We start from the raw sequence: 18,101 nt of genomic DNA, 5'->3' as shown, positions 1-18,101 counted from the left end.
TTGTGCTCGGCACGTTGGGTGTCGGGGCTTTATTGGTGGGCGTCGGCGCGTGGTTGCGGCCGGGGGATCGCGGTGAGCCCTATAGCGACTATTTCCGGGCGCTGAATAAAGAACTGAGGAAAAAGGGGCCGATGCGCCCGGTGCTACTGATTGATCTGGATCGTCTCGATCACAACATCGACGTGGTCATGCAATCGGTCAAACGTGGCGGCAAGCAGTTGCGATTGGTGGAGAAGTCGCTGCCATCGCCAGGGTTGCTCAGCTATATCGCGCAACGTGCCGGCACGCAAAAACTGATGTCGTTTCATCAGCCGTTTCTCAATCACGATGCGGTAACGTTTGCTCAGTCGGATATCTTGCTCGGCAAACCGTTGCCGGTGCGTTCGGCCGAGCTGTTTTATCAGATCCACAAAGGCCCGTTTGATCCTGCCAGGCAGTTGCAATGGCTGCTCGACAGCCCTGAGCGTTTGCAGCAGTACCTGGCGCTGGCGCAGGGTTTGGGCACGCGGATGCGCATCAACATCGAGCTGGATGTGGGCCTGCATCGCGGCGGGGTCAGTGACGTGAACGTGCTGGGGCAGATGCTCGCGCTGATCAGTGCCAACCCGCAGCACCTGCAGTTTTCCGGGTTCATGGGTTACGACCCGTTCGTGGGCATGGGGGTGCCGGGGATTCTGGGTTCGCCCGAGGAATTGTTTGCCAGGGTCATGGTGATTTATCAGCGCTGCGTTGATTTCACCCGCCAGCAATTTCCGGGGTTGTGGCATGACGGTTTGTGCCTGAACACCGCTGGCAGCCCGAGTTATCGCATCCATGAAAAGGAAACCCTGAGCACGGAAGTTTCAGTCGGTACGGCAATGCTCAAGCCGACGCACTACGATCTCCGGTCCCTGGTCGATCATGTACCGGCCACTTACATTGCCACGCCCGTGCTGAAAAGCACCGGAGCGGTCAACATCCCGGCGCTGGACGAGAAGTCGAAACTGTTCTCATGGTGGGACCAGAATCAGCGACAGACCTTTTTCATCTACGGCGGCAACTGGATGGCCGAGTTCGAATCGCCGCAGGGACTGCAAAGCAACACTGTTTACGGCCGCAGTTCGAATCAGGAAATGGTCAACGGCTCGAATGCGGTGGGCCTGAAGATCGAGGATCAGGTCTTCCTGCGCCCGACCCAGACCGAAGCCGTCCTCCTGCAATTCGGTGATTTGCTGGCGGTGCGTGGCGGCAAGATTGTTGACAGCTGGGCGGTTTATACCTGAAAACGCATCCAAGCCAAACGCCACGTCCCCTGTGGGAGCTGGCTTGCCAGCGATGGCGTCAGGTCAGCGACCTTGGTAGTTGGCTGACACACCGCCATCGCTGGCAAGCCAGCTCCCACAAGGTTTTGTGGTGTATGTGAGACCCCATTCAAACTTTCGAGTAATGAAGCTTTTATGACAAAAGTTCGGTAGCCCATCGCCTGTCCGGTCATGCCTATGTAACGCGCTTGAGGGCCCCAACGGGGCGCTTTTCACAAGCCGAGGCGGGACGCCGGGAGTGAGGCAGTGGGGACTATGGAACGCTACTCGAAAGTGGGCATGCAGGAACTCGATCAACGCCTGTCGAAGATCGTCGAAGCCGCGCGCAAGAAGCCGGTTTCGGTGTATCGCTACGGCGCGCCGTGGGTCTGGATCGTCTCGCAGGATGACTGGCAGGGCGCCTTGAAAGAGGTGTCCAGCTACATTCCGCCGGGCCATTCACTGGTTTTGCTGCGCCCACAGATCGAGGACTTGCTCGATACCCACCGCGACGTTCTGCACGACCTCAATGCCGAACCCGGCATGCTCATTCCCGCGCAAACGGTCATGCACATCCTGCTCCTGCAACTGCTGTATTCGGTGCCCAGCGAACAGCAGCTCTATGAACAGCTGAGTTACAACCTGCTGTTCCGCTGGTTCGTAGGCCTGGGCCTGAACCAGAAAGTCTGGAGTTTCAACGTCCTCAGTCGCGACATCGCCACGCTGCTCAACAACCCGCGTGCGGTGCAACTCATCCAGAAAATCATCGGCGAAGTGTTCTGCGGCGCCTTGCTGCAAATGCCCGAGTTCTCCTTGAACTTCGCGCTGTTGCACACCTGGCTCGGCAAACATGCCGGCGCCTCGATAGCCAATAACTGATGCAACAGGGCGTTTGAACGCCGACACGTCAACGCGAATTTCAGGGGGTAGTGTGGAACAGATTTTCACGTCACGGCTGGTGCTGTGGGGCTGGCTGCTGGTGACGGCGGGCGTGCAGCCGGCGTTGGCCGAAGAGGCTGGCGAAAGTGCAGCGGCGCAGCGTCTGGTCGACGTCAACGAATACTTCGTGCGCGGCAATACGGTGCTCGATGCACGGGCGATTGAAGAGGCGGTGTACCCGTTTCTCGGCCCGCAAAAAGCTCTGGCCGACATCGAGGGCGCGCGTGATGCGTTGCAGAAGGCCTATCAGGAACGCGGCTATCAATCGGTGTTCGTCGAGTTGCCGGAGCAAGCGGTAGCGGACGGCATTGTCTATCTGCAAGTCAGCGAAACCAAGGTCGGACGAGTCCGTGTGGTCGGCGCCAAACATTATTCGCCGCTGGATATCCGCGACGACGTGCCAGCGCTGAAGGAAGGCGAGGTGCCGGACTTCGCCAAGGTCCAGGGCGAACTGGCGCAACTGAACAAGACCCCGGGCCGCCAGGTCATGCCGCTGGTTCGCGAAGGTCAGCGCCCCGGCACCATGGACGTTGATTTGCAGGTCGAAGACCAGAACCCCTGGACCGCCAGCGTGGGTCTGAACAACGACTACAGCGCCGACACTGAAAAATTGCGCACCGTCACCAGCCTCGGTTACAACAACCTTTGGCAGCTTGGTCACAGCGTCAACCTGACGTTCTTCACTGCACCGCAAGAGACCGACAACGCCAAGGTCTGGTCAGGTTCCTACACCGCGCCACTCACGGGTCGCTGGAGTGTGCAGTTCTCCGGTTACCAGTCCGACAGCAACGTCGCCACCATCGGCGGCAGCAACGTGTTGGGCAAGGGCCATTCCTATGGTGTGTCGGCCATTTACACGCTGCCGTCCAGCGGCAACTGGTCGAATTCGCTGTCGGCCGGCATCGACTTCAAAGACTTCGACGAGCGCCTGACCCTGTCCGGCGAAAGTGACAAGGTTCCGCTGCAGTACGCGCCATTCACCTTCGCCTACAACGGCTATCGCTACACCGAAAAAAGCCAGCTTGGCCTCGGCCTGAGTCTGGTCGCGGCCACGCGCAGCGTCTTCGGCTACGGCAGCGATGACGAAGACTTCGACTACAAACGCTACCGCGCCAAGCCGAGTTTCGCTGTGCTCAAGGGCGACACCAGTTACACCTGGACCTTCGACAGCGACTGGCAGAGCGCGAGCAAAGCCGCGTTTCAACTCGCCTCGGGGCCACTGATTTCCAACGAACAGTTCTCCGCCGGCGGTGCGACGTCGGTGCGTGGCTATCTGGCCGCCGAACGTACTGCCGATGACGGCTACCTGCTGAGCCAGGAACTGCGCACGCCATCGCTGGCCAGGTTCGCCGGCACGTGGATGCAGGACTGGCGTTTCTACGCCTTCGCCGAAGGCGCGCAACTCTACCTGCGCGACGAACTGCCGGATCAGGACGCCAATTACGCCCTGGCCAGCGTTGGCCTCGGCACCCGCGCCAGCCTGAGCAAATGGCTGTCCGGCAGCCTCGACTGGGGCTACCCGCTACTCGAAGGGCCGAACACCTCGAAACAGGAATCGCGCCTGCACTTCAACCTTCAAGCCACTTTCTAAAGGAGCACGTTCATGCAGCGCCTCATTCTTTCGTTGTTGATCTGCCTGGGCTTCGTGCTTCCGGCCACGGCTCAGGCCTGGTGGCAGGACGACTGGCATTACCGCAAACAGATCGCCGTCGACACCACGCCGCAAGGCGCCGCGATCAATCAGCCGCTGGGCCGCACCGCGCTGTTGGTGCGCCTGCACACCGGCAACTTCACCTTCGATGGCGTCAAGGAAGACGGCTCGGATCTGCGTTTCGTCGCTGCCGATGACAAGACCGTGCTCAACCACCAGATCGAAAGTTTCGATGCGCTGATGGGCATGGCGCTGATCTGGGTCGATGTGCCGAATGTCGAGGGCGGTCAGCGTCAGGACATCTGGATGTATTACGGCAACCAGAAAGCTCCGGCGACCGGCAACGGCCAATTGACGTTCGACCCCAATTACACGGCGCTTTATCACTTCGACGGCGCCACTGGCACCCCGGCCAAAGACACCACCGCTTACGGCAACACCGCGCAGAGCGCGACCGGCGCGGCGATTGACGGCGTAGTGGGGCGAGCGTTGCAGTTCAGCGGCCAACCATTGTTGCTGCCGGCCAGCCCTTCGTTGCAACACAACGCTGGCAGCGCATTCACCTTCAGTGCCTGGCTGCGACTGGACCAGGCCACTGGCGAGCAATTGATTCTGGCCCGCCGTGAAGGCGCCAACAGCCTGTTGATTGGCGCCAACCAAGGCGTGCCGTTTGTGGAAATCGACGGCCAGCGCGCCGTCGCCACTCAGCCGCTGAATCCGGGCCAATGGCAACACGTTGCACTCACCGCTGAAGGCGCCAAAGTCACGCTGTTCATCAACGGTCGCGAAGGGGCGACATTGGCGTTGGCGATGCCGGCGTTCAACTCGGTCATGGCCGTGGGGGCGGATCTGCTAGAAGGTCCTTTCCAGCCGTTCGTGGGTGCGATCGATGAGCTGCGCCTGTCGAAAGTCGCGCGTCCGGCGCCGTTGTTGCTGGCCGACGCAACGTCGCAAGGTGCCGAGTCGAAACTGGTGGCTTACGGCGTCGATGAAGAGCAGTCCGGTTACGGTTTCGGCAGCCTTGGTTTTCTGCTCAACGCGGTGCCCGTGGACGCCTGGGTAATCATCGCGGTGCTGGTGCTGATGATGTTCCAGTCGTGGATCATCATGCTGCGCAAGAACCGCACCCTGGGTCGTGTCAGCAAAGCCAACGAGGATTTCCGCGAGCAGTTCGCCAAGGTCGGCACGCGTCTTGAAATGTTCGCCGACGACACCCAGCTCGCCCAGCGCTTGCAGCATTCGTCGCTGTGGCGCCTGTATCTGGTGGCGGTGAAAGAGATTCGCACCCGCCGCGAGCAGGGCGCCGATACGTCTTCGGTTTCTGCCGCGACCATCGAAGCCATCCGCTGCTCAATGGACGGCGTACGCACCCGCGAGAATCAAGCCCTCAGCTCGAAACTCTCGACCCTGTCCAACGCCATTGCCGGCGGCCCGTATATCGGCCTGCTCGGCACCGTGCTGGGGATCATGGTGGTGTTTCTCGGCACCGCGATGGCCGGTGACGTCAACATCAACGCCATCGCCCCGGGCATGGCCGCAGCCTTGCTCGCCACCGCTATGGGTCTGTTCGTCGCGATCCCGGCGCTGTTTGGCTACAACCGCCTGATCACCCGCAACAAGGAAGTCAGCGCCGACATGCGCGTGTTCGTCGACGAGTTCATCACCCGTCTGGCGGAGATGCATGGCGAGAGCCAGTTCAGTGAGTCGGCGCATCAGCGCGGCCATCACGCCAACACTTCCGTACTGGCCTGAGGAGCACTGACATGGCGTCCGTAAATGCCTCCCATGACGATGATGAAGATGCAGCGGTGGACAGCATCAACATCACTCCGCTGGTCGACGTGCTGATGGTGGTGCTGGTGATGTTCATCCTCACTGCCACCGCGCAGGTCTCCGGCATCCAGATCAACTTGCCCAAGGCCAGCGCTTCGGTGTCGCTGTCGGAGGCCAAGACCAAGGCGATTTCGGTCAACGATGGCGGCCAGGTGTTCCTCGATGCCTACCCGGTGACACTGGCCGAGCTGGAGGAACGCTTGCGCATCGAGAAGGCGCAGAGCCCGGATTTTCCGGTGATCGTGCGCGGCGACGCGACGGTGCAGTACCAAAAGGTCATCGAGGTGCTGGATCTGTTGCGCCGGCTCGAACTGTCCCAGGTCGGTCTCGTGACCGGCAAACCGAGTCAGGGCTGAGACATGACCGCACAACTGCCCATCGAGCCGCTGCCCGTGAAAAAGTCGCCGCTGCGTTTTGTGAAGTGGGGCGCCGGGCTGTTGCTCGGCGCGCTCGCCGCGTATCTGCTGTGGCAGTGGGCCAACGACATGAGCGGTATCCGCCGCGAAGCGCCGAAGGTGCCGACGATCATTCCGTTGCCGCCACCACCGCCACCGCCGCCGGAGAAACCTCCCGAACCAGAAACCCCGGTGGAAGAAAAAGTCGTCGAGCCCGAGCCGTCGCCTGAGCCCGAAGAGGTCAAGCCTGAAGAAGAGGCGCCGCCATCGCCGGCGGACGATCTGGCCAACCCGATGCAAATGGACGGCGATGCGCAGTCCGGCAACGACGCTTTCAACATCGGCGCCGGCAAGGGTGGCGGCATGGCGGGTGCCGGGGGCGGACGCTTGGGGACGGGCACGTACAGCCAGTTTCTGGCGTTCACGTTTCAGAAGCTGCTGCGCGAGAACCCAGACCTGCGCAACCTCGCGTTCACCTTGCAGGCTGATGTCTGGCTGAGCAGCGTCGGTGAAATCACCCGGGTCGAGCTGATCAAGTCCAGCGGTAATCCTGAAATAGACACCCAGGTTTTAGCGGCGCTGCGCAATGCGCCGCACTTAAGCGAACGGCCACCGGCCTCTATGACTTTGCCCGTGCGCCTGTCCCTGCAAGGGCGGCGCCCGGGTTAACCGAATTCTTACAGTTTTGCCAAAAGGAGTTGTGTGCAGATGATTTCCAACGTGAATCGATTGTCCCTGGCGGTCGGCATGGTCATCGCGACCCTGGTCGGTCAGGCCGTGGCAGCGCCTGCGCCCTCGGAGAACGCCACGATCAATCTGATCCGCTTGCTGGTCGAGCAGGGCATTCTGAAACAGGACAAGGCCGACGCGCTGATCGCTCAGGCGCAAAATGAAGCCGCACAAGCCAGACAGGCTGCGGCCTCCACTGCGGTCGCAGCCGGGCCGGTTGCAGCGCCGGGCGACGTGCGTGTGCAGTACGTGCCTGCGGCGGTGCGTGACCAGATCCGTGATCAGGTCAAAGCCGAAGTCATGGCCACCGCCAAACAGGAAAACTGGGCAGCGCCCAACACTTTCCCGGAATGGGCCTCACGCATCAGCTTCGACGGCGACATTCGTCTGCGTGACGAATCGCGTTACTACTCAGGCAACAACAGCAACGAAATCGTCGACTTCGCCAAGCTCAACAATAACGGCCCGTACGACGTGAACCCCAACAGCAGCACCAGCCTGCCGCCGTTGCTCAACACCCGCGAAGATCGCGAAAACCAGTTCCGCATCCGCGCGCGCCTTGGCATGAAAGCGCTGATCTCGCCGGAATGGACCGCAGGTATCCGCATCGGCACCGGCTCCGACAACAATCCGGTGTCGACCACGCAAAACCTCGGCGGCGGCTTCGCGAAAAAGGATATCTGGCTCGATCAGGGTTACCTGAACTGGAAGCCGACAGAAGAACTGACCCTGACCGGTGGCCGCTTCGCCAACCCGTTCATGTCCACCGACATGCTTTATTCAAACGACCTCAACTTCGATGGCGTGGCAGCGATTTTCGACCACAAGCTCAACCACGATTGGGGCGTATTCGGAACCGTCGGTGCGTTCCCGGTGGATTACACCAACGACACCAGCAGCAGCAACGGTTTCGACAAGGAAGAGAGCGACAACAAATGGCTGTACGGCGCGCAGCTTGGCGCCAAGTGGGCGATCAACAGCAACAACCGTTTGAAGGGTGCGTTGGCTTACTACCGCTTCGACGATATCCAGGGCCAGCGTTCCAGCCCCTGCGAACCGTGGGCCGGCGCACCCGGTTGCGACAGCGACGGCAGCCGCGCGGCGTTCATGCAGAAGGGCAACAGCGTGTTCCTGCTGCGTGACATCACGCCTGACCCGGCCAACCCGACGACCACGGCGCAACCGCAGTTTGTCGGCCTGGCCTCCGAGTTCAACCTGCTCGACTTGAACCTGGTGTGGGACGCCGATTTGCCGGCAGATTTCAAGTTGCGCAGCCAGGGCAACTACATCCACAACCTCAGTTATGACGAAGGCGACATGCGCAAGCGTTCGGCCGGACAGATCGTCAACAACCTCGACAGCAACGGCGAGATCGAAAGCGGCGCCAATGCCTGGATGGTGCAATTCACTCTCGGCAATGAACTGGACCTAAAAAAGCAGGGCGACTGGAACCTCTTCGCCGGCTACAAGTACATCCAGCCGGATGCCTTGCCGGACGGCTTCAACGATTCGTCATTCCACCTCGGTGGCACCAATGCCAAAGGGTATTTCCTCGGCGGCAACTACGGTCTGGCGAAGAACGTCTCGGCGACCGGTCGCTGGATGAGCACCGAGGCGGTGTATGGCGCGCCGTTCGACATCGACGTCTTGCAGCTTGAGATCAACACGCGCTTCTAAGGCGCCGGGAGAGGGTTATGCGTACGCGATTTTTGTGGCTGGGGCTTGGGATGTTGATCGCCACAGGTGCCAGTGCCGAAGGCATGGAAGAACGCTTGCGCACGCAGTTGCGCAGCACCACCCAGCAGCTCCAGGCCCTGCAAAGTCAGCAGGCCCAGGCCAGCGCCGCACAATTGGCGGCGCAGAACGAGGTGAAGGCCGCGCAGGCGCAAATCAAGCAATTGACCGCTGAACTGGCCAAGACCAAAAGCCTTGCCGACCAGTTAGTCGGGCAGCAGCAGAGCCTGCACAGCCAGGCGCAGGCGCAAGTGGCGGCCAGCAACGAGCAGACCGGAAAGTTCAAAAAGGCCTATGACGAGTTGCTTGTCATGGCCCGTGCCAAAGAAGCAGAACGGTCTAAGCTTCAAGCGCAATTGACTGAACGTGACACACAAGTGCAGCAATGTTCAGCCAAGAATCAGCAGATGTACGGCGTCGCCAAACAGATCCTCACGGCCTACGAAAACATCGATGTCGCCGAGGTGATGAAGATCCGCCAGCCCTTCGCGGGCAGCGCACGGGTCAAGTTCGAAGAACTGGCCCAAGGGTTTGGCGATGACCTCTACAAGACTCAATTCGACGCGCCGCAAGCCGCGCTCTCGCACTGATTAAAAAGCCTGATAAACAAGGAAGAAGCAATGACTCAATTGATCAGCCACGTTTCCCCGCAATCGTTGACCGACGTCCTGCAAGCCGCCGGTTATCGCGTCAATCAGACTGAACAGAACGGCATCGTCCAGTTGCTCAGCGCCAGCCAGGGCATTGGTTACGCCGTGCGTTTCGGCAACCCTGCGGTGGAGCAGGGCAGTTACGTCGATTTCACGTTCAGTTGTGCGCTGCGCGTGCAGGGTGAGTTGCCGCAAGGTGTGGCCGAGCAGTGGAATGCCACCCGGCGCTTTGCGCGGTTGTCGTTGCAGGGCGAGTTTCTGGTGATGGAAATGGACGTGGTACTGGCCGCCGGCGTGAGCAACGACCACCTGCGTGGCAACCTCGAATTGTGGGATCGCCTGCTGCAGGAGTTCATCGTCTATCTGCGTGATTTCGCCCAGAGCGGTGCAACGGCTCAGACCGCCAAAATGGCCGTCGCCGAGCAAGAGGAAGTCGCACTGTGAAAAAACCAGCCATGGTGATCGGCGCGGGAGCTGTAGCGCTGTTGGTGGTGGCCGTGGCGCTGGTGGTGCGATCGGGCAATGACCCGGTCGCCGCCCAGCAATCGTCGTCGGTGGCGGCGGTTGCTACGGGGCCGGCGGTGGCTCGGTTGGGCAGTCAGCAGGTCACACCGGCGGAATTGCAGGCGTTGCTGGCAACCGTTCCACCCGCGACCCGTGAGCAACTGCGCGGCAATCGCGAAGCGCTGGAGCGTTTGATCCGCGCACGACTCGCCGAGAAAGCGGTGCTGGAACAGGCCGACGCGCAGGGTTGGGCGCAGCGTCCGGGCGTCGCGCAACAGACCCGAGCGGCGACCGAGCAAATCGTCTTCCGCGATTATCTGCGTTCGGTCAGCGAGGTGCCGGCGGACTACCCGAGTACGGCCGAGCTGCAGAAGGCTTATGACGAAGGCAAGGCGAATTGGCAGACCCCGGCGTTGTATCGGGTCAGCCAGATTTTCCTCGGGGTAAATGATCCGCAGAACCTAGATGCGGTGCGCAAACAGGCTGCGGAACTCAGCAAAAAGGCGCAGGCGACGCCGGGGGATTTTGCGGCGCTGGCGACCCAGTATTCGCAGGATCGCGTGACGGCCGAACGTGGCGGCGACACTGGTTTGCAACCGTTGCAGCAACTGGTGCCGGAGGTGCGTGGCGCGGTGGCGCGGCTCAAGGTCGGTGCAGTGTCTGACCCTGTGCAAAGTGCGGCCGGTTTCCATGTGATCAAGCTCACCGAGCAGCAACCGGCGCGCACCGCGACGCTGGATGAACTGCGCGACCAACTGACTCAGGCGTTGCGTGCCCAGCGCCAGGAGCAGATTGCCCAGGCTTATCTGGACGGGATGCTCAACACCGCGACGCTGAGTATCGATGGTGCCGAACTCAACAAAGTCCTTGAGGAAAAACATTAATCCAGGTTCAACACTGGACCCCTGTGGGAGCTGGCAAGCCATCTCCCACAGGGTTCTCCATTGGGTTCAGAATATTTTCAAAGTACTGGAAGCCATCAAACAACAAAGATCGACAGGGAGTCATCGATGTCATTCACCGAACCCGCAGGACGACAGGGCGGCGCCGATTTGTGCTGGGCGCAGGACGGCAGCGAACCCTGGCTTGCGCAAGCCGCGAGCATTGACACCGACGTCGCGCAGTACTTTCTGGTCAGCGCCCGCTGCGGTTGCTTCATGCAGGCCGCGCGTAGCCTCAACGTGCGCTCGACCTTACTGCGCAAACAATTGGCGCAGCTTGAGCAGGAACTCCAGCACACCTTGTTCAGTTTTCAGGGCAGTGTGCTGAGCCTGACCCGTGAAGGCCAGCAGTTGCAGGCAAAACTGACCGCCTTGGCCCACGAACGCAAACTGCCGGTGGTCGAGCAGCCGTTGATTCGCCTCGCCGTCGCCGAGTCGATCCTGCACGATATTCTCGGTCGCGACCTGATCGCGCTGTTGCGCCGCAACGCCAGTGTGCGCCTTGAGATCATCGCCCTCGACAGTGAACTGTCCTTGCGTGCGGTCAGCGCCGACGTCGTTCTGTGGCTTGCTCCCGGAGACTCACCCAGCCCCGGTCCGTCCTTCGCCACTCATCAACCGCAACGGCTGGCGAGCCTGGACTACCTGCCGCACATCGCCAAACGTTATTCGCGTGTCACTGCTCGCCCGGACAGCCCTGACGACCTCGCTGATTTCATGTTGGTGCAATGGCAGCACGACCGGCAGATCGACAGCTTTCGCCCCTGGAACGAGCTGGTGGAACAGCGTCTGGCCGGGGTGGTACAGATGCAGTCCTACGAACTGATGCTGGAGATGATCCGTTGCAGCGCGTGCATCGGATTGCTGCCCATGTACATGAGTCGCTATGACCGTGGGCTGGTGGCGCTGCCAGGCCTGTTTGAGCAGCCGATGCAACTGAATGCCTGGCTGGCCGTGAATGCCGACTCGCAGAATGTCAGCGAAGTGCAAACCCTGATCGAACTCATCCACCACACCTTCAATGAGCGCCAGGAATGGTTCCAGCCCTGAACCAAACCCCATGCATCCCCCATTCCCCCTGTGGGAGCTAGCAGGCTAGCTCCCACCGTTTGATATTCGCCAGACGCAATCGCACTGGTTTAGAGTGGCCAGCCACACATCGATCCAGGAAGGATCTGCCATGCCTGACCACGACCCCGCCATTCACCTCGAGCGTTTCAACGAATCCCACGTCGAGGGTGTCACCGCGCTGTACAACGATGCCGCCGTCGCCCGGCAGGTGTTGCAGATGCCGTTTCAGTCCGCCGAGGTGTGGCGCCAGCGGGTACTAGCCGATAACGAGCGGGCGGTGAAACTGGTGGCGCTCCATCAGGGTGTCGTGATCGGTCACTTGGGCCTGGAGCATTTTTCGCGGATTCGCCGCAGCCACGCCGGCAGCTTCGGCATGGGTGTCGCGACCGCGTGGCAAGGCAAGGGCGTTGGTTCGACGTTGTTGGCGGCAGCGCTGGATGTGGCCGACAACTGGATGAATCTGCACCGCGTCGAGCTGTCGGTGTACGCCGACAACGAGGCGGCCATCGGTCTCTACCGCAAGTTCGGTTTCGAGACCGAAGGCCTGTTCCGTGATTACGCGGTACGCGACGGGCAATGGGTCGACACCCTGAGCATGGCCCGCCTGCGTAATCGTCCGAAAACCTGACTCAGTCGCCCAGCGCGAACGCCACCGCCGACTGCGCATGCAGCTCGGTGGTGTCGAGCAGGGGCAGGGCGCTGTGTTCGGGTTTGATCAGCATGCCGATTTCCGTGCAGCCCAGAATGATTGCCTGGGCGCCGCGAGCGGTCAGGGATTCGATCACCTGCTGGTAGATCTTGCGCGACGCCTCACTGATCACTCCGACGCAGAGTTCGTCGTAGATGATCCGATGCACTTCTTTGCGCTCAGCGTCGTCCGGCACCACGACCGTCAAGCCCTGGGCGATCAAGCGCTGCTTGAGAAAATCCTGCTCCATGGTGAACGCCGTGCCCAACAGCCCGACCGTACGCGCCTCGATCTTCAACGCCGCTTGCGCCGCGGGTTCGGCAATGTGCAAAAACGGAATGCTGATTGCCGCCTGAATCTGTTCGGCCACCTTGTGCATGGTGTTGGTACACAGCACCACACATTCGGCGCCGCCCGCTTCGAGCCTGCGTGCGGCGTCCACCAGGATCGCTGCCGCGTCGTCCCAACGCCCGGCATGCTGGGCCTGTTCGACCGGGCCGAAGTCGACGCTGTACATCAGCATCTGAGCCGACCGCAGCGGGCCGAGCTGATCGCGGATTTGCTGATTGATGAGGCGATAGTATTCGGCGCTGGACTCCCAGCTCATGCCGCCGATCAGACCGATGGTGCGCATTCGATTTCCCCGGGCAGATGCCCAGACGAAAGGCCGGGCCGGAGCCGAGTGTCCATTTGTTCACCGGCGTGCGCCAGCGCAAATCAACTGTACCGATCATCCAGATGCAAAGTGTTTCGGTGGTCGCTTTCGAGGTTAAACGTACGCCAGTGCTTCGATCTGTCACTATCAGGTATCGCAGGCTCCTCAGAGGAATGTACCCATGAACGACGTACAACAACTGGGCGAAATGCTTCGTCACTATGCCGAGAGTGAGTCGCACAAGAAGCAACTGTTCGAAACGCAGTCGCAGGTATGGGCGACACGGATTACCGAATTGTTCGGGCAGATTCAGCAATGGCTTGAACCGGTGCAGGCACCGGGTTTGCTGGAGGTCAGCCGTGAGGCGTATGTCGCGTTCGGCCCGAGCACACCGGTCGAGACTTCAACCTTCAAGACCGAGAAACTGACCATTGTGATTGCCGGCAAACCGGTGGAGTTCGTGCCCGATGTGATGGGCAGTTCGGGACAGATTTCGTTGGCGGTGATGGGTTTGACAGCGGCGCGCTACGGCAGTATTTCGCTGGTGGGCCTGCCGGACGGGGAGTGGCAGTGGCGCAAGACCAACGGCCTGAAAGACCCGGATACCTTTGTGTTTGATGCAGACTTCCTGGCGTTGCAGTTGCAGAGCCTGATTCCTCGAGACCGCGGCTGAGCCCCCAAGGAAACACGCATTCCCCCTGTAGGAGCTGCCGCAGGCTGCGATCTTTTGATCTTTTTTTTTAAACGCAAGATCAAAAGATCGCAGCCTGCGGCAGCTCCTACAGGAGGTTACATATCCAGGTTGACCCAACCCGGTTTCGCCACCTCCGGCGCCACCGCTTTCACGGCCTTGCCCGTCGCCAGCTCAACCCTTCGCGCCACCTCCGGATCATCGGCAAACGGCACCATGCTCGCCTCATCCAGACTGTCTGCGGTTTCACGGCGCAAGCAGTACTCCACCGCCAGCCACAGAAACACCACGCCCAACCCATTCAAGAAAAATTCGAACATGACCCGGCTCCCTGCCTCAGGCGATCTGCGCTTCACGGTGTGCCAGTGCCACGTCCGCGACCCGCACGGTGCGCCAGATGTTGTAAGCCATCAGCAGCATCCCGGTCAGGAAGAACACCCCACCAGCAAAGCGCACGATGAACCCCGGATGGCTGGCCTGTAGCGCCTCGACGAACGAATAGGTCAGCGTGCCGTCCTCATTGATCGCCCGCCACATCAGGCCCTGGGTGATGCCGTTCACCCACATCGAAGCGATATAAAGCACCGTGCCGATGGTCGCCAGCCAGAAGTGCAGGTTGATCAGCGGCGTGCTGTACATCTGCTCGCGGCCAAACACTTTCGGCACCATGTGATACGTCGCTCCGAAGGTGATCATCGCCACCCAGCCGAGTGCCCCGGCGTGAACGTGGCCGATGGTCCAGTCGGTGTAATGGGAGAGGGCGTTGACGGTTTTGATCGCCATCATCGGACCTTCAAAGGTCGACATCCCGTAGAACGCCAGCGACAGCACCAGAAAGCGCAGGATCGGGTCGGTACGCAACTTATGCCAGGCGCCCGAGAGCGTCATCATCCCGTTGATCATCCCGCCCCAGCTTGGCGCCAGCAGGATCAGCGACATCGCCATGCCCAGCGACTGCGCCCAGTCCGGTAGCGCGGTGTAGTGCAAGTGGTGCGGGCCGGCCCAGATGTACAGGGTGATCAGCGCCCAGAAATGCACGATCGACAACCGGTACGAATACACCGGCCGATTGACCTGTTTAGGTACGAAGTAATACATCATCCCGAGGAAGCCTGTGGTCAGGAAGAAACCCACCGCATTGTGCCCGTACCACCACTGCACCATGGCATCGGTCGCGCCGGAATACACCGGATAGGATTTGAACCAGTCGACCGGAATCGCCAGGTGGTTGACCACGTGTAGCATGGCGATCACCACGATGAACGCGCCGAAGAACCAGTTGCCGACGTAGATGTGTTTGGTCTTGCGCTGCACCACAGTGGTGAAGAACACCACGGCATAGGCAACCCAGACCACGGCCATCCACACCGCACCGGAGAATTCGATCTCGGCGTATTCCTTGGTGGTGGTGTAGCCCAGCGGCAGGGTGATCAACATGATCACGATCACCGATTGCCAGCCCCAGAACGTGAACGCGGCGAGCTTGTCCGAATACAGCCGCACCTGACAGGTACGCTGCACGGCATAGTAACTGGCAGCGAATTGCGCGCTGCCGGCGAACCCGAAAATCACCAGGCTGGTGTGCAACGGTCGCAAGCGGCCGAAGGTGGTCCACGGCACGTCCAGATTCATCTCCGGCCATACCAGTTGCGAGGCGATCCATACCCCCATCGCCATGCCCACGACACCCCAGAAAACAGTCGCGATGACGAATTGGCGGACGACCTTGTAGTTATAAGCCTGTCCGATTGTTGCTGTGCTCATGGTCAGTTCATCCACGGTTGCAAAGTCTTGCCAGGCCACCCGGTCTGGCATGGGTTGCACTGTAGAAACCCCACCGGAAACAAAACAGGCTCAGGAATCTTTCATTTATGCGGATCAGATTGAAGTGCTGCCTGCGGCCATCTGACGCGCCCTGATACGGTTTTTATCCGTTCAGGTGAATCTGTAACGCGCTGCGCCGCTCCGTCATAGTGCTGTTACGAAAACTGTGGGAGCCGCTGCATGTATCAATACGACGATTACGACCGCGCACTGGTGTTCGAGCGCGTTGCGCAGTTTCGCGATCAGGTCGAGCGTTTCATGGCCGGGGAATTGAGCGAAGAGGAGTTCCTGCCGCTGCGTCTGCAAAACGGTCTGTACCTGCAAAAACACGCTTATATGCTGCGTGTGGCGATTCCCTACGGCACCCTCAGCGCCGAGCAAATGCGCACGCTGGCGAGCATCGCGGCTGACTATGATCGTGGTTACGGACACTTCACCACGCGGCAAAACATGCAGTTCAACTGGATCGAACTGGCTGAGGTACCGGATATTCTCGAACGCCTGGCGCAAGTCAACATGCATGCGATCCAGACCTCCGGCAACTGCGTGCGCAACATCACCACCGAAGCCTTCGCCGGGGTCGCGGCAGATGAGTTGATCGACCCGCGCCCCCTGGCGGAAATTCTCCGGCAATGGTCGACGATCAACCCGGAATTTCTCTTCCTGCCGCGCAAGTTCAAGATCGCCATCTGCTCGGCGAAGCAGGATCGCGCGGCGATCATGATGCACGACATCGGCCTGTATCTTTACCCCGGGCGCGATGGGCAAATGCTTTTGCGAGTGATCGTTGGAGGCGGGCTGGGACGCACGCCGATCCTCGGTTTGCAGATCCGTGACGGCTTGCCGTGGCAGCACTTGCTGTCCTACGTCGAGGCGGTGCTGCGGGTTTACAACCGCCATGGCCGGCGCGACAACAAGTACAAGGCGCGGATCAAGATTCTGGTCAAGGCACTGGGCATCGAAGCTTTCGCCAAAGAAGTCGAAGAAGAATGGCAGCACCTTAAGGACGGCCCGGCGCAGTTGACCGAGGCCGAATATCAGCGGGTTGCCAGTGCTTTCGTGCCACCGACGTATCACACGCTGCCCGACACCGATCTGGATCACGGCACGCGGCTGGCCGAAAACCCGGCGTTTGCCCGCTGGGTCGCGCGCAACGTGCAGCCGCACAAAGTGGCGGGTTACACCAGCGTAGTCTTGTCGACCAAACCCGGTCAGGCCGCGCCGCCGGGGGACGTGACGCAGTTGCAGATGCTGGCGGTCGCCGATTGGGCAGAGCGCTTCGGTTTCGGCGAGATCCGCATCGCCCATGAGCAGAACATCGTCCTGCCCGATGTGCCGAAAGCCGATCTGTATGCGCTGTGGCAACTGGCGTGCGGGTTAAATCTGGGGACAGCCAACGTCGGTTTGTTGACCGACATCATTGCCTGCCCGGGCGGGGATTTCTGCGCACTGGCCAACGCCAAATCGATCCCGATCACCCAGGCGATTCAGGCGCGTTTCGACAATCTCGACTACCTGCACGATCTGGGTGACATCAGCCTGAACATCTCTGGCTGCATGAATGCCTGCGGCCATCACCACATCGGCAATATCGGCATCCTCGGCGTCGACAAGAACGGCAGCGAGTGGTACCAGATCACCCTCGGCGGCGCGCAGGGCAAGCACAGCGCGCTGGGCAAAGTCATCGGCCCGTCGTTCAGCGCAGCAGAGGTGCCGCAGGTGATCGAGCGGATCATCAGCACTTTCGTGCGTTATCGCGAGAGTGAGGAATTGTTTGTCGACACTTTGGCGCGGATCGGACTGGAGCCGTTCAAGGAGCGTGTGTATCCCAAAGCTCTGGAGGTGTCGGCATGAACAATCTGCTGCGGTTGCACGAGGGCGTGGCGCAAATAGTCACGGACGATCCGTGGACGCTGGTCCGCGAGCCTGTGTTGGCCAGTGCTTCGGGATTGCTGATTCTGCCTTTGATTCATTGGCTGGAACGGCCTTCGACCCACGCCGTGTGGCTCGGCCCGGATGATGACGCCGAAAGCCTCGTGCCCTGGCTGGCGTCACTGCCCCTGATTGCGCTGGACTTTCCGAGTTTTCGTGACGGTCGCGCCTACAGCCAGGCCTATTTGTTGCGCAGCCGTTTCGGCTGGACCGGGGAATTGCGCGCGATTGGCGACGTGTTGCGTGATCAGCTCAGCCATATGCGCCAGTGCGGGTTCGACAGTTTTGCCGTGCGAGAAGACAAATCGGCTGAGGATGCGCTGAAGGGGTTGGCAGGGATGAGCGTGCTGTATGGCCGCTCAGTCATCGAGCCGCGCCCGTTGTTTCGTAGACGCTAATGAATCAAAAGATCGCAGCCTTCGGCAGCTCCTGCATGGCAATGCAGCTCTTGTAGGAGCTGCCGAAGGCTACGATATTTTGATCTTGGCCATACCGGGGAAACCCCTAGAACCCTGGCTCATTCGGGATTTTTCCTTGGGTCGATGGTGGCCTTTTGGTAGAGTCGCCGTCGCCAGCGGGTTTTC

The 18,101-nt window shown here is 60.6% G+C and carries 18 protein-coding genes; 15 read left to right on the top strand and 3 right to left on the bottom strand.

The genetic code is table 11. From position 1 onward, the window contains the following. Nucleotides 1–53 precede the first annotated feature (53 nt). From AB4P92_RS02370 to AB4P92_RS02315, 12 genes are all read left to right on the top strand, one after another. Entirely contained in the window at nt 54–1,262 is a 1,209-nt protein-coding gene (locus tag AB4P92_RS02370) for a DSD1 family PLP-dependent enzyme (RefSeq protein ID WP_395599648.1), read from the top strand. 285 nt (nt 1,263–1,547) lie between these two features. Continuing rightward, nucleotides 1,548–2,159, top strand: a complete 612-nt coding sequence (locus AB4P92_RS02365; protein ID WP_196304147.1) for a transposase — start codon at nt 1,548–1,550, stop codon at nt 2,157–2,159. Between the two features lie 52 nt (nt 2,160–2,211). Beyond that, entirely contained in the window at nt 2,212–3,810 is a 1,599-nt protein-coding gene (locus AB4P92_RS02360; RefSeq protein ID WP_395598784.1) for a ShlB/FhaC/HecB family hemolysin secretion/activation protein, read from the top strand. A gap of 12 nt (nt 3,811–3,822) precedes the next feature. Further along, nucleotides 3,823–5,622 carry a DUF2341 domain-containing protein gene (locus tag AB4P92_RS02355; protein WP_395598783.1) on the top strand — a complete coding sequence of 600 codons (1,800 nt, stop codon included), beginning with the start codon at nt 3,823–3,825 and terminating at the stop codon, nt 5,620–5,622. An 11-nt stretch (nt 5,623–5,633) separates the two neighbouring features. Continuing rightward, nucleotides 5,634–6,059, top strand: a complete 426-nt coding sequence (locus AB4P92_RS02350) for a biopolymer transporter ExbD (protein ID WP_007915482.1) — start codon at nt 5,634–5,636, stop codon at nt 6,057–6,059. 3 nt (nt 6,060–6,062) lie between these two features. Then, nucleotides 6,063–6,767: an energy transducer TonB gene (locus AB4P92_RS02345; RefSeq protein WP_395598782.1), complete on the top strand. Its 705-nt coding sequence runs from the start codon at nt 6,063–6,065 to the stop codon at nt 6,765–6,767. A gap of 39 nt (nt 6,768–6,806) precedes the next feature. After that, nucleotides 6,807–8,504: a putative porin gene (locus AB4P92_RS02340; protein ID WP_395598781.1), complete on the top strand. Its 1,698-nt coding sequence runs from the start codon at nt 6,807–6,809 to the stop codon at nt 8,502–8,504. Between the two features lie 17 nt (nt 8,505–8,521). Next, entirely contained in the window at nt 8,522–9,151 is a 630-nt protein-coding gene (locus AB4P92_RS02335; RefSeq protein WP_047300889.1) for a hypothetical protein, read from the top strand. A gap of 30 nt (nt 9,152–9,181) precedes the next feature. After that, nucleotides 9,182–9,655, top strand: coding sequence for a YbjN domain-containing protein (locus AB4P92_RS02330; protein WP_200614512.1), 474 nt, complete (start codon nt 9,182–9,184; stop codon nt 9,653–9,655). Beyond that, nucleotides 9,652–10,599, top strand: coding sequence for a peptidylprolyl isomerase (locus tag AB4P92_RS02325; protein WP_395598780.1), 948 nt, complete (start codon nt 9,652–9,654; stop codon nt 10,597–10,599). Before AB4P92_RS02330 ends, AB4P92_RS02325 begins: the two co-directional genes overlap by 4 nt. Before the next feature lie 126 nt (nt 10,600–10,725). Further along, nucleotides 10,726–11,706 carry a LysR substrate-binding domain-containing protein gene (locus AB4P92_RS02320; protein ID WP_395598779.1) on the top strand — a complete coding sequence of 327 codons (981 nt, stop codon included), beginning with the start codon at nt 10,726–10,728 and terminating at the stop codon, nt 11,704–11,706. Between the two features lie 130 nt (nt 11,707–11,836). Next, nucleotides 11,837–12,355 carry a GNAT family N-acetyltransferase gene (locus AB4P92_RS02315; protein ID WP_047300894.1) on the top strand — a complete coding sequence of 173 codons (519 nt, stop codon included), beginning with the start codon at nt 11,837–11,839 and terminating at the stop codon, nt 12,353–12,355. 1 nt (nt 12,356) lies between these two features. Here AB4P92_RS02315 and AB4P92_RS02310 read toward each other — a convergent pair whose 3' ends face one another. Further along, on the bottom strand, nt 12,357–13,049 hold the full coding sequence (locus AB4P92_RS02310; protein WP_042558978.1) for an aspartate/glutamate racemase family protein: 693 nt from the start codon (nt 13,047–13,049) through the stop codon (nt 12,357–12,359). 202 nt (nt 13,050–13,251) lie between these two features. On the opposite strand from AB4P92_RS02310, the gene AB4P92_RS02305 reads away from it, so the two are divergent. Beyond that, entirely contained in the window at nt 13,252–13,743 is a 492-nt protein-coding gene (locus AB4P92_RS02305) for a hypothetical protein (protein ID WP_042558979.1), read from the top strand. 116 nt (nt 13,744–13,859) lie between these two features. Here the strand turns inward: AB4P92_RS02305 and AB4P92_RS02300 are convergent, their stop codons facing one another. Next, nucleotides 13,860–14,081 (bottom strand): hypothetical protein, encoded by a 222-nt coding sequence (locus AB4P92_RS02300; protein ID WP_042558980.1) that lies wholly within the window; start codon nt 14,079–14,081, stop codon nt 13,860–13,862. A gap of 16 nt (nt 14,082–14,097) precedes the next feature. Continuing rightward, a complete protein-coding gene (gene ccoN, locus AB4P92_RS02295) occupies nt 14,098–15,525 on the bottom strand; it encodes a cytochrome-c oxidase, cbb3-type subunit I (protein ID WP_115147994.1) in 1,428 nt (475 codons plus the stop codon). A 240-nt stretch (nt 15,526–15,765) separates the two neighbouring features. Between ccoN and AB4P92_RS02290 the strand changes: the two genes are divergently transcribed. Continuing rightward, a complete protein-coding gene (locus tag AB4P92_RS02290; protein ID WP_395598778.1) occupies nt 15,766–17,439 on the top strand; it encodes a nitrite/sulfite reductase in 1,674 nt (557 codons plus the stop codon). After that, the gene (locus AB4P92_RS02285; protein ID WP_395598777.1) at nt 17,436–17,915 is read left to right on the top strand and encodes a DUF934 domain-containing protein; all 480 of its coding nucleotides are present in this window, start codon (nt 17,436–17,438) and stop codon (nt 17,913–17,915) included. Before AB4P92_RS02290 ends, AB4P92_RS02285 begins: the two co-directional genes overlap by 4 nt. Nucleotides 17,916–18,101: the final 186 nt, after the last annotated feature.

This window comes from Pseudomonas sp. A0308 (assembly GCF_044218815.1).
GTDB lineage: Bacteria > Pseudomonadota > Gammaproteobacteria > Pseudomonadales > Pseudomonadaceae > Aquipseudomonas > Aquipseudomonas iridis.
This window is presented reverse-complemented; position numbering and strand designations above follow the sequence as displayed.

Excerpts from the sequence above, each read along its gene's own strand:
- AB4P92_RS02355 (WP_395598783.1), top strand. The coding sequence starts at position 3,823 with ATGCAGCGCCTCATTCTTTCGTTGTTGATCTGCCTGGGCTTCGTGCTT.
- AB4P92_RS02350 (WP_007915482.1), top strand. The coding sequence starts at position 5,634 with ATGGCGTCCGTAAATGCCTCCCATGACGATGATGAAGATGCAGCGGTG.
- AB4P92_RS02345 (WP_395598782.1), top strand. The coding sequence starts at position 6,063 with ATGACCGCACAACTGCCCATCGAGCCGCTGCCCGTGAAAAAGTCGCCG.
- AB4P92_RS02340 (WP_395598781.1), top strand. The coding sequence starts at position 6,807 with ATGATTTCCAACGTGAATCGATTGTCCCTGGCGGTCGGCATGGTCATC.
- AB4P92_RS02335 (WP_047300889.1), top strand. The coding sequence starts at position 8,522 with ATGCGTACGCGATTTTTGTGGCTGGGGCTTGGGATGTTGATCGCCACA.
- AB4P92_RS02330 (WP_200614512.1), top strand. The coding sequence starts at position 9,182 with ATGACTCAATTGATCAGCCACGTTTCCCCGCAATCGTTGACCGACGTC.
- AB4P92_RS02320 (WP_395598779.1), top strand. The coding sequence starts at position 10,726 with ATGTCATTCACCGAACCCGCAGGACGACAGGGCGGCGCCGATTTGTGC.
- AB4P92_RS02315 (WP_047300894.1), top strand. The coding sequence starts at position 11,837 with ATGCCTGACCACGACCCCGCCATTCACCTCGAGCGTTTCAACGAATCC.
- AB4P92_RS02310 (WP_042558978.1), bottom strand. The coding sequence starts at position 13,049 with ATGCGCACCATCGGTCTGATCGGCGGCATGAGCTGGGAGTCCAGCGCC.
- AB4P92_RS02305 (WP_042558979.1), top strand. The coding sequence starts at position 13,252 with ATGAACGACGTACAACAACTGGGCGAAATGCTTCGTCACTATGCCGAG.
- AB4P92_RS02300 (WP_042558980.1), bottom strand. The coding sequence starts at position 14,081 with ATGTTCGAATTTTTCTTGAATGGGTTGGGCGTGGTGTTTCTGTGGCTG.
- ccoN (WP_115147994.1), bottom strand. The coding sequence starts at position 15,525 with ATGAGCACAGCAACAATCGGACAGGCTTATAACTACAAGGTCGTCCGC.
- AB4P92_RS02290 (WP_395598778.1), top strand. The coding sequence starts at position 15,766 with ATGTATCAATACGACGATTACGACCGCGCACTGGTGTTCGAGCGCGTT.
- AB4P92_RS02285 (WP_395598777.1), top strand. The coding sequence starts at position 17,436 with ATGAACAATCTGCTGCGGTTGCACGAGGGCGTGGCGCAAATAGTCACG.